The sequence below is a fragment of the Pantoea sp. GM_Pan_3 genome (assembly GCF_026541045.1).
GTDB lineage: Bacteria > Pseudomonadota > Gammaproteobacteria > Enterobacterales > Enterobacteriaceae > Pantoea > Pantoea anthophila.
Genome location: NZ_JALNVA010000004.1, coordinates 425,419 through 442,764, shown reverse-complemented (window position 1 = coordinate 442,764; position 17,346 = coordinate 425,419). Strand labels below are relative to the sequence as shown.

Annotated in this window: 15 protein-coding genes; 8 read left to right on the top strand and 7 right to left on the bottom strand. The window is 58.8% G+C overall.

Annotated features, from left to right (window positions below; genetic code table 11):
- Positions 1-457 precede the first annotated feature (457 nt).
- Positions 458-1,828 carry an aldehyde dehydrogenase family protein gene (locus OXR04_RS14775; protein WP_009092743.1) on the top strand — a complete coding sequence of 457 codons (1,371 nt, stop codon included), beginning with the start codon at positions 458-460 and terminating at the stop codon, positions 1,826-1,828.
- 3 nt (positions 1,829-1,831) lie between these two features.
- On the opposite strand, the gene OXR04_RS14770 is transcribed toward OXR04_RS14775, so the two are convergent.
- Positions 1,832-3,010 (bottom strand): FAD-binding oxidoreductase, encoded by a 1,179-nt coding sequence (locus OXR04_RS14770; protein ID WP_267371279.1) that lies wholly within the window; start codon positions 3,008-3,010, stop codon positions 1,832-1,834.
- Between the two features lie 93 nt (positions 3,011-3,103).
- The gene (gene zigA / locus OXR04_RS14765) at positions 3,104-4,333 is read right to left on the bottom strand and encodes a zinc metallochaperone GTPase ZigA (RefSeq protein ID WP_267371277.1); all 1,230 of its coding nucleotides are present in this window, start codon (positions 4,331-4,333) and stop codon (positions 3,104-3,106) included.
- 90 nt (positions 4,334-4,423) lie between these two features.
- Between zigA and OXR04_RS14760 the strand changes: the two genes are divergently transcribed.
- Positions 4,424-4,762, top strand: coding sequence for a hypothetical protein (locus OXR04_RS14760; RefSeq protein WP_111207213.1), 339 nt, complete (start codon positions 4,424-4,426; stop codon positions 4,760-4,762).
- Here the strand turns inward: OXR04_RS14760 and OXR04_RS14755 are convergent, their stop codons facing one another.
- Complete coding sequence (locus OXR04_RS14755; RefSeq protein WP_046102838.1) at positions 4,763-5,311, bottom strand: XRE family transcriptional regulator; 549 nt, start codon at positions 5,309-5,311, stop codon at positions 4,763-4,765.
- Positions 5,312-5,422: 111 nt separating this feature from the next.
- On the opposite strand from OXR04_RS14755, the gene OXR04_RS14750 reads away from it, so the two are divergent.
- The 3 genes from OXR04_RS14750 to OXR04_RS14740 all read left to right on the top strand — a co-directional run bounded on the left by OXR04_RS14750 (position 5,423) and on the right by OXR04_RS14740 (position 7,239).
- The gene (locus OXR04_RS14750; RefSeq protein ID WP_181161934.1) at positions 5,423-6,091 is read left to right on the top strand and encodes an AzlC family ABC transporter permease; all 669 of its coding nucleotides are present in this window, start codon (positions 5,423-5,425) and stop codon (positions 6,089-6,091) included.
- Positions 6,088-6,411: an AzlD domain-containing protein gene (locus tag OXR04_RS14745; RefSeq protein ID WP_058957249.1), complete on the top strand. Its 324-nt coding sequence runs from the start codon at positions 6,088-6,090 to the stop codon at positions 6,409-6,411. Before OXR04_RS14750 ends, OXR04_RS14745 begins: the two co-directional genes overlap by 4 nt.
- A gap of 99 nt (positions 6,412-6,510) precedes the next feature.
- Positions 6,511-7,239, top strand: a complete 729-nt coding sequence (locus OXR04_RS14740) for a DJ-1/PfpI family protein (RefSeq protein ID WP_267371271.1) — start codon at positions 6,511-6,513, stop codon at positions 7,237-7,239.
- On the opposite strand, the gene OXR04_RS14735 is transcribed toward OXR04_RS14740, so the two are convergent.
- The 3 genes from OXR04_RS14735 to OXR04_RS14725 are packed head-to-tail and all read right to left on the bottom strand — an operon-like array spanning position 7,189 to position 12,258.
- On the bottom strand, positions 7,189-8,154 hold the full coding sequence (locus OXR04_RS14735) for an acyltransferase family protein (RefSeq protein WP_267371268.1): 966 nt from the start codon (positions 8,152-8,154) through the stop codon (positions 7,189-7,191). The two genes, OXR04_RS14740 and OXR04_RS14735, sit on opposite strands and share 51 nt — an antisense overlap.
- Entirely contained in the window at positions 8,147-11,215 is a 3,069-nt protein-coding gene (locus OXR04_RS14730; protein ID WP_267371265.1) for an efflux RND transporter permease subunit, read from the bottom strand. Before OXR04_RS14730 ends, OXR04_RS14735 begins: the two co-directional genes overlap by 8 nt.
- Positions 11,215-12,258 carry an efflux RND transporter periplasmic adaptor subunit gene (locus tag OXR04_RS14725; RefSeq protein WP_267371261.1) on the bottom strand — a complete coding sequence of 348 codons (1,044 nt, stop codon included), beginning with the start codon at positions 12,256-12,258 and terminating at the stop codon, positions 11,215-11,217. Before OXR04_RS14725 ends, OXR04_RS14730 begins: the two co-directional genes overlap by 1 nt.
- Here OXR04_RS14725 and OXR04_RS14720 point away from each other — a divergent pair.
- Both OXR04_RS14720 and OXR04_RS14715 read left to right on the top strand, forming a co-directional pair.
- A complete protein-coding gene (locus OXR04_RS14720; protein ID WP_267371325.1) occupies positions 12,179-12,586 on the top strand; it encodes a hypothetical protein in 408 nt (135 codons plus the stop codon). The two genes, OXR04_RS14725 and OXR04_RS14720, sit on opposite strands and share 80 nt — an antisense overlap.
- Before the next feature lie 227 nt (positions 12,587-12,813).
- The gene (locus OXR04_RS14715; RefSeq protein WP_267371258.1) at positions 12,814-15,534 is read left to right on the top strand and encodes a cation-transporting P-type ATPase; all 2,721 of its coding nucleotides are present in this window, start codon (positions 12,814-12,816) and stop codon (positions 15,532-15,534) included.
- On the opposite strand, the gene OXR04_RS14710 is transcribed toward OXR04_RS14715, so the two are convergent.
- Positions 15,523-16,554, bottom strand: coding sequence for an AI-2E family transporter (locus tag OXR04_RS14710; protein WP_267371256.1), 1,032 nt, complete (start codon positions 16,552-16,554; stop codon positions 15,523-15,525). The two genes, OXR04_RS14715 and OXR04_RS14710, sit on opposite strands and share 12 nt — an antisense overlap.
- Before the next feature lie 170 nt (positions 16,555-16,724).
- On the opposite strand from OXR04_RS14710, the gene OXR04_RS14705 reads away from it, so the two are divergent.
- Positions 16,725-17,339: a TetR/AcrR family transcriptional regulator gene (locus tag OXR04_RS14705; RefSeq protein ID WP_140029274.1), complete on the top strand. Its 615-nt coding sequence runs from the start codon at positions 16,725-16,727 to the stop codon at positions 17,337-17,339.
- Positions 17,340-17,346 lie beyond the last annotated feature (7 nt).

Genomic DNA, 17,346 nt, shown 5'->3' with positions numbered 1-17,346 from the left:
GGCGTAGGATCTTCATTCTGTGGATGAAAGGGATCGTTTTCTGACTACAGTGAACATTAGCACTGTTTACAGTGAACATGCTACCTGGTACAGTGAATAAAGTACTGATTACAGTGAACACTTTACTGATTATAGTGAACGCGATCACCCTTTCAGCCCTTGGTGGGTGCGGCCTGCGACGATCGGGGATCTCTTAGGATCTCTATATGATCTATTAAGGATCGTTTTTTAGGATCGGGTCACTGTATAAGTGGATAACTTCCTCATTCGCTTATGCTTCAGAAGCGTTCAGGCTGCATCACGTCTCTCTGCACATCTCGCGCCGGAAGCCAGTTCGCAGCAATCCTGCCACCTGCATTCTCGAAAAATAAACAACTTCCTCACTATTATTCATTTTTCATCATCAACTTCAGCGCGTATCGTCTTTTCATCACTGAAAGAATAAGGAAAGGGCACCATGACTGAACATGTACTCTCACGCAATCCGGCAACCGGCGAAATTCTGGCTCGTTATCCTCTTCAGAGCCCTGCAGAACTTGAACAGGCACTGACAAAAAGCGCCTCTGCCTTTGCCCTGTGGCAGCGCAGCAGCATGGACGATCGCGTTCGTGTCCTGCGTCAGCTGGGCGAACAGATCCGACTGCGGGAAAACGATCTCTCCCGTACCATTACCCTGGAGATGGGCAAACCGATTGCTCAGGCGCGCGCAGAGGTTCTGAAATGCGCGAACCTATGCGACTGGTATGCTGAACATGGCCCGGCTATGCTGGCCGATCAGCCGACGCAGGTTGCTGATGCCTGGCAGCGGTTTCGCCCTCTGGGCGTCATCCTGGCGGTGATGCCGTGGAATTTCCCGCTGTGGCAGGTTCTGCGCGGTGCAGTAAGCATGCTGCTGGCCGGGAACACCTACCTGCTGAAACACGCGCCAAACGTCATGGGAAGCGCCACGCTGATGGCGGAACTCTTTGAAGCAACCGATCTGCCAGCTGGTGGCTTTAACCTGATTAACGTCGACAATGATGGGGTCTCCGTCGCCATCAGGGATGACCGGATTGCCGCTGTTGCGGTGACCGGCAGCGTACGGGCAGGTGCCGCTATTGCCGCACAGGCGGGCGCAGCACTGAAAAAGACCGTGCTGGAACTGGGCGGATCCGATCCCTTCATCGTACTGGCAGACGCCGATCTTGATGAAGCCGTGAAATCAGCCGTCATCGGACGTTTCCAGAACACCGGACAGGTCTGTATGGCTGCCAAGCGCTTTATTGTGGAAGCGCCAATCGCAGAAGCCTTTGAAAAACGCTTCACCGCAGCCGTGCAGGCCCTGACCATGGGCGATCCCCTGGACGAAAAGACGTTCCTGGGCCCGATGGCACGCGCCGATCTGCGTGATGAACTGGATGGTCAGGTTAAGGCGACACTGCGTGAAGGCGCCCGTCTGGTACTGGGCGGCGAGAAGGTAGCAGGGGAGGGGAATTATTATGCTCCGACTATTCTTGCCGATGTTACGCCTGCCATGACCGCTTTCAGAGAGGAGCTGTTCGGCCCCGTCGCCGCCATTGCGGTCGCACGCGATCCACAACATGCACTGGAGATCGCCAACGACAGCGACTTTGGCCTCAGCGCCACCGTCTGGAGCGGTAACGAAGCGATCGCCGATCAGCTGGCGCTGCAGCTGGAAGTCGGGGCCGTCTTTGTGAATGGCAACGGCGCATCCGATCCGCGTGTCACCATCGGCGGCGTGAAAAAAAGCGGCTACGGCCGTGAACTGTCACATTTCGGCGTACATGAGTTCTGTAACGTCCAGACCGTGTGGAAGAATCGCCGCTAAGCGTTACTGTGCAGCCGGAAGATAGGCAGGTGCGGGTCTGGAACCCGCACTGAGCGGACGCAGCAGCCGATGCGGAGCAAAAGCACTCAGCATCGGTGAAGCTGTTCCGCTCAGCATCGCCTCTGCCACCAGCCTGCCCAGCAACGGGGCAAGGGTCATCCCGCTATGGCTGACCATCAGGTAGACACGTGAAGCATCACTGATATACCCCAGCGCAGGCAGTCCATCGGACGGCCGCGACCGCTGTCCCGTATCTATCCGCTCAATCCTCGCGCCTTCGCACTGCCTGAAAAGCCGCTGCAGGCGTCGCAGCATCTCTTTTCCAATCAGCCCATCAGGAGAAGCCGGACGGGCCGGATCGGCGTGCTGATCCAGATCCAGTGCCTGCAGCATCAGACGACCCGCGCCATCCGGCCGTACATTAAGTTCCGGTGTAATCAGATTGCAGTTGAGCGAGACGGGTAACGGCTGCGTCTGTGCCAGAAAACTGCAGGCAACAGGATCGGCCCGGTTCGCATCGGTCATCGCCAGTTGCAGCCCGCACTGGCTCATCAGTTCCGGAGCCCAGCGGCCGGAGGCCAGCACCAGCTGATCCCCCTGCCAGGTTTCACCGCTGGCCAGGGTCAGCTGAATATCGCGGTCTGATTCGGTCAGCGTGGTCACCTCATTGTTGCAGACCAGCTGGCCACCACTGGCCCGCAGGTCGGCTATCAGAGAGGCGATAAACAGGCTCGGATAGAGCAGGCATTCCGAAGGGAAATACCATCCCTGCTGAATACGGGGATCGAGTCGAAGCTCCGGCAGTGCGCTCAGCAGCGCGGCACGATCGCGGGTTTCGGCGGGATAGCGCAGGGCGGAGAGTTTCGCGGCTCGCTGCTCCAGCTGACGCTGAGTGGCTTCATCGCTCGCCCACTCCAGCGTACCGGTTTCCAGCAGCCACTGTGGCGATGACGGGTGTGCAGCCTGCCAGCGCTTGTGTTCGTCAATCGCAGCGGCATTAAGCTCATGGTAACGGGCGGGATCTTTGCCGTTAGCGTTAACCCAGGCATAGCTGATCTGGCTGGTGCCGCAGCCGGGAAGGTTTTTATCAAAGACCGTCACCTGCGCGCCGCGGCGGGAGAGTGACTGCGCAACGGCTAAACCCAGCACGCCGGCACCGATAACGGCAATACGTTGTGGCATAGTTGGCTTCCCCGGAATGAAGATCGGCGGGCGAGGGTCGCCCGCCGGGTCAGTTCACTATTACGGAGCCCGGAAGTGCCGTCAACTCTCCTGTCAGGCCGTCACCTCATCAAACCAGGCGGGCACCGGATCGGGCAGGGTGACCCACTGCTCCGGTCCCATCGCCATCTCCTCAGGGGTCAGCAGCGCCTGTTCCAGCGCGTCCCGTATATGTGCCTCGTCCATCTCAATACCGATAAAGACCAGCTCCTGACGTGCATCCCCGACGCCTTCCTGCCACTGTTCAGCGATGAAGTTAAGGGTGTCCGCATCCTGCGGCCAGTCGGATCGTGGCACGCTGGCCCACCAGCGTCCGGCGTAACCCTGGCGCGCTACCGCGCCCGCCTGTGACCAGAGCGCCGCATAACCCGGCCGGCTGGCGAGCCAGAAATACCCTTTAGAGCGGATCACGCCCTCCAGCTGGTGATTGACCACCTGCCAGAAGCGCGCGGGATGAAAAGGACGACGGGCACGCCAGGCAAAACTGCGAATACCGTACTCTTCTGATTCCGGCTGATGCTCACCGCGCAGCGTCTGCAGCCAGCCGGGAGCCTGCGCGGCCCGGTCGAAATCGAACCGGCCGGTGCTGAGCAGCGTCGCCAGCGGAACCTGCCCGAATTCGCTGTTTACGATGCGGGCATGGGGATTGAGGGCCCGCAGCATGCCCTGCAGCTGATGCAGCTCCGCCGGGCTGAGCAGATCCGTTTTGTTCAGCACCAGCAGATCACAGAACTCGATCTGATCCACCAGCAAATCCACCACCGCGCGCTCATCCTGCGCGCCCAGCGACTCGCCGCGCGACTGCAGATCGTCCACCGAACGGTAGTCGCGCAGGAAGTTAAAGCCATCCACTACGGTGATCATACTGTCCAGCCGGGCATAGGCGGAGAGGCTTTCACCCTCTTCATCCTCAAACGTAAAGGTTTCCGCCACGGGCAGCGGCTCCGAAATACCGGTGGATTCAATCACCAGATGGTCAAAACGTCCCGCCTGAGCCAGCCTTTTTACCTCTACCAGCAGATCTTCACGCAGCGTGCAGCAGATGCAGCCGTTACTCATTTCAACCAGTTTTTCATCGGTGCGCGACAGCTGCGCACCGCCGTTACGCACCAGGGCCGCGTCAATATTCACTTCAGACATATCATTGACGATGACCGCGATGCGGCGTCCTTCCCGGTTGTTGAGAATATGGTTAAGCAGGGTGGTTTTACCGGCACCGAGAAAGCCGGAGAGAACCGCAACGGGGAGACGCAGATCTTCTGATGTCAGGGTGGAAAGTGGCATAGTATTACCTGTAATGAGTGACCAATTGATATGTTATAACATAGCATTTATGGCGCTGTTTTCAACCGGGACGCAAAAAAAGGAGACGTCATGCAACAACTCACGCTCGTTCCGCGTCTGATGCCTGAAGTCAGGCGTGGCGAAAAAACCTCGACGGTGCGCTGGCAGGAGGGCGAGATCGTCACCGGTCCGCTGAGGCTGGTCAATCAGCAGAATGCGGCGGACTCGGTGGTGGTGTGGGTGACGCGGATAGATACCCTGCGGTTATCCGATGTCGCCGCCGCACTGGGAAAGGAGGCAGAGTGGCCGGATGCGGTGCTGCTGGCGGGGATGCGTGAGCACTATCCGGCCATCACGCTGGCGTGTCAGGTGCAGCTGATTACCCACCTGACGCCCGAACAGAGTCAGCCTCTCCTGACCGGAGGGTGATCAGTGATTCTCAATAATCATCATCGCCAGCGTATCCGCTTCCAGTGCGCGGAAAAGATGAGGTTCGTCACCCGGATAGGTAATGTAATCCCCGACGTTCAGTTCGACCGCCGTATCGACCGGCCCGACCAGCGCCCGGCCGCGGGCAATAATAATATGCTCGACCGTATTGGGATTATGCGGATGTGAAACGCGCTCGCTGCCAGGCTGAACCTCCAGCAGGTAGATATCACGCCGGGCACCGGGAGGACAGGAAGCCAGTAAAATGGCCTGATAATCGGCCAGCTCAGCGGTCACCGACAGGCCTTCTCCACGGCGGATCACCTGCAGCTGACGGGTGTCCGGCTCCATCAGGCGCGAAAAGGGGATGTTCAGCGTCACGCAGAGTGACCACAACGTTTCGATGCCGGGATTGCCCACACCGGCCTCCAGCTGTGACAGGGTCGATTTGGCAATCCCGGCACGGCGTGCCACTTCGGCCAGCGACAGGCCTGCCCGCTGACGTTCCCGCACTAATGCACTGGCGATAATGCTGATAGGGGTATTCACTTGCACTCCTGACAGATGCACTGTTTTTTATATCGAACGAAACGTTCGACTTGTAAATCGATTATAACGTGTTCATTATATCGGATTATATGTTCATTATGAGAGGGAGTGATGCTTTTTCCGCACATGCAGGTTCTGGACAAGGGGGTGATCAAAGCGATCTTTCTTGTCTGCGTCGCTGACGGTATTGTCGGTTTATCCTATGGCTCGCTGGCGTCTGCCGACGGATTCCCGCTCTGGGTGCCGCTGGCCCTCTCAACGCTGGTGCTGGCGGGGGCGTCAGAATTTCTGTTCATCGGCATCGTAGCCGGCGGAGGCAGTCCCTTTACCGCCGCCGCGGCGGGCCTGCTGGTGAACGCGCGTCACCTGCCGTTTGGCATCGCCGTCAAGGATCTGGTGGGTCAGGGACCACGGGGCTGGTTTGGCTGTCACATCATGAACGATGAAAGCGTGGTCTTTGGCATCTCTCAGCCGCAGCTGGCTCAGCGGCGCTGCGCATTCTGGCTGTGCGGCATCGGTATCGGGCTGATCTGGCCGATCACCGTGATGACCGGGGCGATGATTGGTCAGTTCATCCCCGATATCTCGGTCATCGGGCTGGATGCGGTGTTTCCGGCGATTCTTATCGCTCTGATCTTCCCGGCGCTGCGGCAGCGACGCACCCGGATCCCCGCCACCGTTGGCGCGCTGCTGTCACTGGTGGCGACGCCGCTGGTACCGGCAGGCATGCCGGTGCTGTTTTCGCTGCTGGGCCTGCTGACATGGAGATCGCGAAAATGACGCATCAGGGAACCCTCATCGCAGGCATCGCCCTGCTGGCCGCCGGCACCTGGCTGATGCGGTTTGCCGGTGTCAGGCTGGGCAACCGTCTTCCTATCAGTGAGCGCTCACAGCAGATGCTCTCCGATGCTGCGACCATTCTGCTGCTGGCGGTGGCGGCGACCACGACGCTGTTTGAAGGTCACCATTTTGCCGGGGTGGCCCGGGTAGCCGGAGTCGGCTTTGCCCTGCTGCTGGCCTGGCGTCGGGCACCGCTGATTATGATTATTCTCGGAGCGGCGGCGATGACGGCGCTGCTGCGGTTTCTCGGTGTGCCCTGACGACGCGGGACTCCTCAGACCGAAAAAAGGGGCGGGGCGTTGTATTCGGATCTGGGATCACGGCATGATGATCCTTTACCTCCTGACAGGAAGTTTTCTATGCCTCGTGCGTTACAGATAGGTCTGCTGCTGTTACCCGAACTCACCCAGCTTGATCTGACCGGTCCCTGGGAAGTCTTTGCGCGCACGCCCGGCGTGGCGTGCCATCTGATCTGGAAGGATACTCAGCCGGTGCGATCCGATCGTGGCCTGGCGATTGTACCGACCACCACCTTTGAAGCCTGCCCGCCACTGGATGTGATTTTCGTGCCCGGCGGGCCGGGCCAGATTGCGTTGATGTCGGACACGGAAACGCTGGACTTCCTCCGGCAGCGAGCCGGTGAGGCGCAATGGGTCACCTCGGTCTGCACCGGTTCGCTGGTGCTGGGGGCCGCCGGATTGTTACAGGGTTACCGGGCCACCTCACACTGGGGTTCCCTGGATCAGCTGGCTCTGCTGGGTGCGCAGCCGGTGAGTGAGCGGGTGGTTCGGGACCGCAATCGCATCACCGGGGCAGGCGTGACCTCCGGCATCGATTTTGCCCTGACGCTGGTGGCGGAGATTGCAGATGACGCGACAGCCAGAGCGATTCAGCTGCAGATGGAATACGATCCCGCGCCGCCCTATAACAGCGGTTCTCCGCAGAGTGCTCCCCCTCAGGAAGTCGAAGCAGCCCGGACGAAGATGGTGACGTTTATCGCCACGCGCCGTGCGGCCACCGAAGCGGCAGCAGCGCGGCTACAGGCTGATCAGTTTGCGCACGCCGGGGATACGCAGCAGCAGCAGTGACAATGTCATGCTGAATATCAGGGTCAGGGCGATAACCAGCAGCTTATCGCCCAGCGTCTCGATGCGGATCGCTGCGGCCAGCAGTCCAAAAATCAGATAGTGCAGGATGTAAACACCCGTCATGGTCTTTCCCAGCGTGGTCAGCAGCGGCGTCACCCACCGGGCGCGCGCCGGCAGCCGGATGGCGTTGACGCTGATGACGATCAGCACCACCAGCAGATAAACCTGTGAACCGGTCAGCAGCACCTCGTTGCTGGTCGCCAGGAAGCGCGCAATAAAGTAGTACCGCTCGTAGAGCCAGGTAAACAGGTAGACCGCAGGCAGCAGCAGCAGGCTGGTTTTTATCACCCGCGGTGAGGTGAAAAAGGGCATGACGGCGGGCGCGGCCATCAGCCGGCCCGACAGGTAGTAGAGCACCCATGTCCAGATGCGATACTGCGGCGGCAGCGATAAAAAGCGCCTCTCCGGTGAGAGACTGGCAAGCAGGTCATAGGTAAACGCGAAAATCAGCAGCAGAAAAATGAGTGACGCCATCACGCCCGGCCGCCGTACCAGCCGGTCGATCAGGGGATGCGACGCATAAATCACAATCAGCGCGATCACAAACCACGGCTGAATCAGATACCCCTTGTGATGCATCCCGGCAAGCCAGAAAAAGCTGAACCAGAAGAGAAAGATCAGCAGAATGCGGCGAATCCTGCCGAGCTGCCACGCAGGGGTAGGCTGCTCACCCGCATCCATATAGCCGCTGAGCAGAAAATAGAGCGGCGTGGCGATGGTGGAGACGAAGCTCAGCACGTTGAGCGTCAGGCTGACATCGTAGTAGTAACGATCGTAACTCTGATAAAGCGTAAAAAACGACACCGCCGCGATGCAGGCCAGCGTCTTCAGCATCGCCAGCCCGCTCTTATTCACCCTGCGCCTCCTGCTCCCGACCATGGAAGCAGCGATAGAGTACCGGCAGCACCAGCAGCGTCAGCACGGTGGCGAATCCCAGGCCGAAGATAATCACCACCGCCATGCTCTGGAAAAAAACGTCGCGCAGCAGCGGCAGCAGACCCAGTACCGTGGTGAAGGCGGTCAGCAGGATAGGGCGCAGGCGTGACGTCGCCGCATCAGTTATCGCCTGCTGCAAGGGTTTCTCCTGCCGGAACAGCCGGATCTCTTCAATCAGCACAATTCCGTTGCGGATCAGCATACCCGACAGACTCAGCAGGCCAATCAGCGCCATAAAGCCAAACGGAATGCCGGTGAGAAGAAAGCCACAGGTCACGCCAATCAAAGCCAGCGGCACCGTAATCCAGATAGCCACGGCGTCGCGCAGCGAGTTGAACATCAGCACGGTAATGATGAACATCGCCAGAAAGCCCACCGGCAGCGAGCTGAGCAGGCCGCTCTGCGCTTCACGTGAGCTCTCCAGCTCGCCACCCCATTCCAGCCGGTAGCCTGCGGGCAGTCTGAGCTGATCGATCTGCGGCCGGACCCGGGCCACCACCTGGGCTGCGGTCAGCCCCGAAGCCGGCTCGGGATCGGTCTGAACGGTCAGCACGCGCGTCCGGTCACGACGCATAATCAGCGGATTTTCCCACTCCAGCCGGAAGTCAGCGATCACATTGCTCATCGGCACAAAGTGCTGGAGAGCGCTGCTCCAGAGCTGGATATTCTCAATATGATCGACGCTCTGCCGCTCCTCATCGGCGGGGTAGAGCATCACCGGCATCAACCGCGAACCGTCACGGAAAAGGCCGACGGCGTCACCGCTGAAATTCATCCTCAGCGCCTGGTCAATATCCCGCTTATCGATGCCCAGCTCCTGCCCGCGCAGCACCGAATAGAGCGGGCGGAGCACCTTGCTGCGCTCCTGCCAGTCGTTACGTAGCGGGAAGGCTGAGCCATCAGCCAGGAAAATCGCATCCAGCTGGCTGCCGATATGACGCAGGACTTCAGGATCGGGACCGATAACCCGCAGTGCAATCGCGCTGTCGCTGGCGCTGCCAAACTGAATGCGCTTAATGCGTGGCCTGACCTGCGGATAGTTCTGCTGGATAAACCTCTCGGTTTTCAGCGACAGCGCCTCCATCTGCCTGCCATCCTTCACCCGCACCATAATCTGGGCGAAGTTGCTGTACTGACGTGCGGCGTCATAGGTAAGCGTAAAGCGCAGCGCGCCCTGACCGACCGTTGTCACCGTCGCCGCGACACCCGGTTGCTGATTGATGAAGCGCGCAATGTCCGCTGCCGTCCCGGCGGTGTAGTGAATATCAGTGCCGTAGGGCAGCCAGAGATCGGTAAAAAAGATCGGTGTGCCGGAGGAAGGAAAGAAGTTCTGCTTTACCTGGGTAAAGCCATACAGCGACAGGGCTAACAGTGCCACCATCACCGTCAGCGTCGTCAGGCGAAAACGCAGCAGACCACCCAGCACCTGACGATAGAGCCGGAAAACCACTCCCTGGTAAGGCGCTGAGGCGGCGTTCTGCTCAGGCTGAATCGCACCCCGTCGCCGTTCACTCCAGTGGATAAAGACCGGGGTCAGGGTCAGCGCAGTTATCCAGCTCAGCATCAGGGAGATCAGCAGCACCTGAAACAGCGATTTGCAATATTCACCGGTGGAATCCTGCGACAGTCCAATCGGCGCAAAGGCAAGAATCGCGATGACCGTGGCACCCAGCAGCGGCAGGGCACTGCGACGCACCATGCGGGCAATGGCCTGTTGCAGAGGGCGGCCGCGCTGATGATCGATCTTTATCCCTTCCACCACCACGATGGCGTTATCCACCAGCATGCTGAGTGAAATAATCAGCGCACCCAGCGACACCCGCTGTAGCTCCAGGTTAAAAAGAAACATGATCAGAAGCGTACCGAGCACGTTAAGCGCCAGCGAGGCGGCAATCACCATGCCGCTACGCAGGCCCATAAACAGCAGCAGCGTGCCCACCACGATGGCCAGCGCCATCAGAAAGTTGAGGATAAAGCCGTCGACCGACTGCCTGACTTCATGCGCCTGGTTATAGAAAACCTTCAGGCTGATCCCCACGGGGGTGTCCTGCTGATCCTGCTCCAGCTTCGCGGTGAGGGCATTGCCGACGTCGATCACATTAACGCCTGGCGCAAACGAAACGCCAATTGCCAGCGCCGCTTCCCCGTCAGCAAAGTAGAGGTTGGCCGGATTATCGGTCACGCCGCGTGTCAGGGTCGCGATATCACGCAGATGGAGATTCTGCGGACTGCCGGCGGGCAGAAGGGGCAGATCAGCCAGATCGTCAGGCGTCACCAGCTCGCCGGTGGGATGAAAGCGGATCGACTCGCTCTCAACCCGCAGCGCACCGGCACTGGCAACGCCATTGTTGCGGCTCAGCAGGTCCGCCACGCGCTGCGGCGTTATGCCGTAAGCGGTCATTTTGCTGGTGGAGAGCGCGATGCGGATCTCCTCCTGCTCAACGCCTGCCACCGCCACTTTCGCCACACCGGGCACCCGCACCAGATCGCGGCGCAGCTGATCGGCATAGTTGCGCAGCTCACTGTTGGTAAAATCTTTGCCGTGGATGACGAAGAAGTAGCCATAGACGTCGCCAAAGTCGTCGTTAACCAGCGGTGCCTGCACGCCAGGGGGAAACTGCCGGGCCGCATCGCCGACCCGGCGGCGCAGCTCATCCCAGATTTGCGGCAGCTGATCGGCCAGATAGCGGGGGTGAATATTTACGGTAATCTGCGACAGGCCGTTGCCTGAAATGGAGGTGACGTTGTCCAGATATGGCAGGCGTTGCAGCGCATTTTCCAGCGGCAGCGTCACTTCCTCCTCCACCTGCTGCGCGGATGCGCCGGGATAGTGGGTGACAATCACCGCCGACTTAATGGTAAACAGCGGATCTTCGAGCCGGCCGATGTTCAGCAGAGCATAGAGACCGCCCACGCCCAGCAGCAGAATAACCAGCCAGATGCGGACGGGCTTATCAAGAAAATGCGCCTGAATCCCCATTATAACCCCCGCTCACGTTGCCAGATGCGCACCGCTTCACCCTGGCGCAGCTCCCCCACACCGGCGGCGACAATACGGTCGCCCGGCTTCAGCCCGCTCAGGATCTCAATGCCCTGAGCGGTGAGGCGGCCCGTGGTGACCGGCCTGTCAGTGACGCGTAAGCCGTCGCCCGCTTCGTCGACCAGCCAGACGTGCGGTTGATTCGTCGGGCTGCGGTCCGGATTGAACACGGCGGCCACCGGCACCACCAGCCGCGGCTGGGCGGCGGCAGTCGGCAGATTATGCAGCCTGACGCGAACCGAGCCGCTGAGGCCGCTGACGCCCGGAAGATCGGCCGGACGCGGCATGGTCAGCACCACCTGCCAGGTCAGCGTCGCGGCGTTGGTCTGGCTGGTGTGCTCTTTGTACTGCGCGGTAAAAATGCGACCCGGCAGAGCGTGAAACTGCACTTCGGGCTGATAGTGAAGGTTCTGAACGTCCAGCGCGGAGAAGAGGGTTTCCGGCACGGTAAAGATAACGTCCAGCAGATCGGATCGCGTCAGCAGCGCAATGGGTTGCCCGGCGGCCACCACCTGATGATTTCGCGCCTCCACTTTTGCTATCACCCCGTCGAACGGCGCGCGCAGTGTAAGAAACTGCAGCTCTTCCTGCGCGATTTTCAGGGCCGTCGCGGCGGTGTCGCGGTTCGCTCGCTGCACGTCCATCTCTGACTTCGACACGGCGCTGCGCTGCTCCAGCGTGCGGAAACGCTGAAACTGCCGCTCTGCCAGTTGCAGCGCCGTCTGCCGGTCCCGCACCCGCAGCTTCGCATCAGCATCGTTCAGGCTGGCAAGAACCTGTCCCGCTTTCACCGCGGTGCCATCCCGGATATCGAGCTGAATTAACTGGCCCGGCCGTTTAAAGGCGAGATCGGTATTATCTCCGGCCTGAATACGCGCAGGAAAGATCCGGATATTTTGCGCCATGTCCGATTCAATCGTAAAAACTTTAACGACGCGGGGCGGCGGCGCTTCCGGTTCTTTTTTTTCATCGCACGCTGTCATAAAAAAACAGCAGAGAAAAACAGAGATAACTTTGCGTTTAATCATTGTCTTCGCCTTAGCTGCAGATATTTCACGGCGGCACGATAAACACGAAGGCGTAATTCGCCCTGATGCTTTTCGCAACCGGGATAAAATAAGTTTTAATATTCGTTGTCTGCGTCTGCCGCAACGGCAACAGGTTTGTGAATCCGTTTTATGCCGCCAGCTGCCTCACCACCAGCCAGGTCAGGAGACCTGTCAGCGTCGTGGCGGTGACCGCGAAAATAACGAAACCGCAAAGCATGATAATGCTCTGTTTTTTCATCAGCGTTTCCTTTTTCAAGGCTGAATATAAGCCGAAGCACACTGCCTCAGATGACTTAAACCGTAGTTAAACGAAAAGCATCTTGTCATTCTCATAATATAAGTCAGATTTAATTTTGCCCGTTTATGTTATCCATCGGACGTTTCTTACCTAAATATGATATCGGTCATAACCGGCGGGCACGGCTTCCCGCAAAATGCGTGCCTTTAATTGCGCCTTTAATTCATCGCTAAATGGCACGAGGTTTATATATGCTAAATAATGATAAGCAGGATAAAGCATCAGCTTTATCTGAGCGCCCCTGGTATCAGCGCAGTGTGACAGAGATATTTTCTGATCTGAAAAGCTCGCCCGCCGGATTATCGACTGCCGAAGCGCAGGAACGTCTGCGGAAGCAGGGCCCGAACGCGCTGCCGCAAAAGGCTGACCACTCTGCGCTGCTCAAATTCATCGCCCATTTTAAAGATGTGCTGATCTATATCCTGCTGGCGGCGGCGGTGATCACCGCGATGATGGGGCACTGGGTGGATACCTTTGTCATTATTGGCGTGGCCGTGATTAACGCCCTCATCGGCTTTGTTCAGGAGAACAATGCTGAGAAGTCCCTCAAAAGCATCCAGAATATGCTCGCCAGCGAAGCGATGCTGATTCGGGATGGCAAACAGGTCACGGTGCCGACGCGCGATATCGTGGTGGGTGACGTGGTCATGCTGCGGCCCGGCGATAAAATTCCGGCCGACCTGAGACTGTATGAAGTGAATAATCTGCGGGTTGAAGAAGCCATTCTCACCGGCGAATCGACCGTGGTCTCAAAAAACAGCGATACGCTCAGCGGCGAAAAATCGCTGGGCGACCGACTGAATCTGGCCTTCTCCGGCACCACCGTCAGTTCCGGTACCGCATCAGGCGTGGTCATTGCCAGCGGCGGCGACACCGAACTGGGCCATATCAACGCGATGATCAGCGGCATCAGAGAGGCGAAAACCCCGCTGCTGGTGCAGATCGATAAACTTGGTAAGGCAATTTTTCTCATCATCCTGGCGATGATGGTGGTGCTGTTTATCTTTGGCTATCTGCTGCGGGATATCCCGCTGGGCGAACTGCTGCTCTCCGTGATCAGCCTCGCCGTTGCTACCGTGCCGGAAGGTCTGCCCGCCATTATCTCCATCATCCTGTCGCTGGGCGTCCAGTCGATGGCGCGATCTAATGCGATTATCCGGAAATTGCCGACCGTGGAAACGCTGGGCGCGATGTCCGTGATCTGCTCCGATAAAACCGGCACGCTGACCATGAATGAGATGACCGTGAAAGCGGTGGTGCTAGCGAAGAGCCGCTGGCGCGTCAGCGGCAACAGCTATGAACCCAAAGGGGAGATCGTGGCGGAGCAGGGCAGTGTGAATGCGGCGCAGGACCCCCTGTTCCAGCAGTTCCTGCAGGCGGTCGATATCTGTAACGAGAGCCAGCTGCGTCAGGACAGTCAGGGACACTGGACCATCGTCGGTGGCCCGACCGAAGGGGCGCTCAAGGTGCTGGCGGCTAAAGGCCTGACGACCCCGCAGCCGGTGGAAGTGGTCAGTAAACTGCCGTTTGATTCCCTCTACAAATATATGTCCGTCAGCTGTGTGGTTAATGGCGAATCCTGGGTGCTGCTGACCGGTGCGCCAGATGTCCTGCTGACGCTGTGCCAGCAGCAGCAGACCCCGGACGGCCCGGAACCGATTGATCGGGCATACTGGGATGCGGCCATCACCACCTACGCCAGCGAAGGGCTGCGCACCGTCGCTGCCGCCTGGAAGAAAACCGCCGGTCCCGTGACGTCGCTGGATCACGCCGATCTGAAAAGTGAGATGGTTCTGCTGGGGCTGGCCTGCATGATGGACCCGCCACGTCCGGAAGCCATTGCGGCCATTGATGAGTGCCAGAAAGCAGGCATCCGCGTCAAAATGATCACCGGCGACCATCAGGAAACGGCGATGGCGATTGGTCAGATGCTGGGGATAGGTAACAGCCAGGCCGCCATCACCGGTTATGAGCTGGAGCATATGAGCGACGCCGAACTGGCCACAGCCGCGAAAACCTATGACATTTTTGCCCGCACCAGCCCGGAACATAAGCTGCGTCTGGTAAAAGCGCTGGAGGCGAGTGGGGAGATCGTCGGGATGACCGGTGACGGCGTGAACGATGCCCCGGCCCTGAAACAGGCTAACGTGGGCATTGCGATGGGCATCAAAGGCACGGAGGTCACCAAAGAGGCGGCCGATATGATTCTGGCTGACGATAACTTCGCTACCATCGCGGCGGCGATCAAAGAAGGGCGTCGGGTTTATGACAACCTGAAAAAGACCATTCTGTTTGTCATGCCAACCTGTATGGCACAGGGGCTGCTGATCATCATTGCGATTCTGATGGGCAATCTGCTGCCGTTAACGCCGGTTCAGATTCTGTGGATGAACATGGCGACCTCGGCCACGCTGTCATTTGGTCTGGCGTTTGAGCCTGCCGAAGCTAACGTGATGCGCCGGCCACCGCGCAATGTTAAGGCCCACGTTATGGATGTCTACGCTATCTGGCGCGTGGTCTTTGTCAGCCTGCTGATCGCGGTCAGTGCCTTTGTGCTGGAAGCCTGGCTGCAGCCGCGCGGCTATACCCCGGAGTTTATCCGCACCGTGCTGCTGCAGATGCTGGTAACGGCGCAGTGGGTCTATATGCTGAACTGCCGTAACACCGATGGCTTCTCGCTGGATCGCGGTCTGCTGAAAAACCGGGGCCTCTGGCTCGTCACGCTGGTGCTGATTATCCTGCAGGCGATCATCATTTATGTGCCCCTGATGAACACGCTGTTTGGTACCCGCCCGCTGCCGATTAACTACTGGCTGATTTCGCTGCTGGTCGGCATCGCCATCTTTGCCGTGGTAGAGATTGAAAAACGTCTCACCCGCGGCTGGCGGGTGAAAACGCCGTCACTCAGTTAACTCAGAAATCGGGTCCTGCCGGGGATAACTCGCCAGCAGGACTTTTTTGATCAGAAAGGTCAACGGAATGGCCAGTATCCCGCCGGTAATCCCCAGCAGCGACTGCCAGAACAGAAAGGCCAGCAGCTGCGTGGTCAGCGCCAGATTCAGTCGCTTGCCAATCAGCAGCGGTTCAATCACCGAACTCAGACAGAGATTCAGCACCACAAAGAAGAGGGCTACCGCCAGCGCGACCTGCAGATCGAACAGGAGATAGCTCTGGATCACGGGCGGAATGGCCGCCAGAAACGAACCCAGCACCGGCACATAGTTAAAAATGAACATCAGCACGCCCCAGAAAAAGGCAAACTTCAGCCCGATCAGATGTGCGCCGGCGCCCACGATCACCCCACCCAGAATGCTGGTCAGGGTTTTCACCCGGGCATAAACAATGACGCTCTGAATCCCCTCATGTAACGCCAGATAAAAGGCCCGCTGTTTTCCCTGCATACGCCGTTGCAGCGCATTTTTCAGCAGCGGCATCTCATAGAGCATAAACAGCAGCATCAGGAACACCATAATCCACCAGGAGATCACGCCCGGGATCTGCGTCAGAAAGGCGGTGACGATACGTACTATCGCTCCCGCATCCACAAAGGCCAGTAATCTGTCGGGGGTGACCGCAATATCCAGCCGGGCAAAGGCCAGCGTCAGCTGATCCAGTCGGGCGGCCAGCAGCACCGGCGCCTGACGACTGAGCTGCATCAAATCCGGTGTCAGCACCGAGAGTTTCAGGGTAGTGATGACCATGATAAACAGCATCAGGCTGATCACCAGCAGTGACGAGACGATGCGGGGGATGCGCTTTTTATCCAGCCGGGTAATCAACGGGTCAAGCATGATAGCCAGCAGCATCGCCAGCAGAACCTGGTTGATGAGCGGAGCGGCCAGATAGAGGCCTGTCAGAATAAGGGTCAGGCAGGCAAGCATAAACAGCACGCGTGCCAGCGGTGACCCGGGAGTGAACCAGCGTAGTCCCATGATGGGGCTCCTTCAGCTAACAGAAGCAGCAGTATAGATGAGGCGTCAGCCTGACTGCTTTGCGTCAGGTCAGGGGTGAGAGGCCCTCCACAGGCGGATGAGAAAGGGTGTTAAAAAAGCTTTGCCCGCCAGGTTAAAACGGCTATCTTAAAGGAAATGATCATTTCCTAATGGAATCGACGATGAATAACAACCCCCATCACGAGCGGGGACGACCCCGGGCATTCGATACGGATGCCGCACTGGACAGGGCGATGCTGCTGTTCCGGCAGAAGGGGTATCACGCGACATCAGTCGGCGATCTCGGGCAGGCGATGCAGCTGACCACCGGCAGCATCTATAAGGCCTTTACCGACAAGCGCACGCTGTTTGCAACCGTCTTTGCCCGCTATCTCTCACTGCGCAACAGCAGTCTGGCCGCGCGGCTGGCTGAATGTGAAACGGGCCGGGAGAAGCTGGCGGCGCTGCTGCGTTTTTATGTCGATTCCGTGCGCGACGTTGAAGGTGAACGCGGCTGTCTGGTCGCGGTCAGTGCCGTTGAGCTGCACACCCTGGATGAGGAACTGGCTGACGCGGTCAGCGCCGCCCTGCTGCGTAATCAGCAAAATCTGCAGCAGCTCATCCATCTGGGTCAGCAGGATGGCTCAGTCAACCCGTCACTGGAGTGTGACGCCACTGCCTCACTGCTGCTCTGCCTGGTGCTGGGCATACGGGTGGCGGGCAAAGTAGCGGCCACCCGGCCCGATGCCAGCATCATTCCGCTGGCGCTGAAAATCGTCGACTGAATTTTTT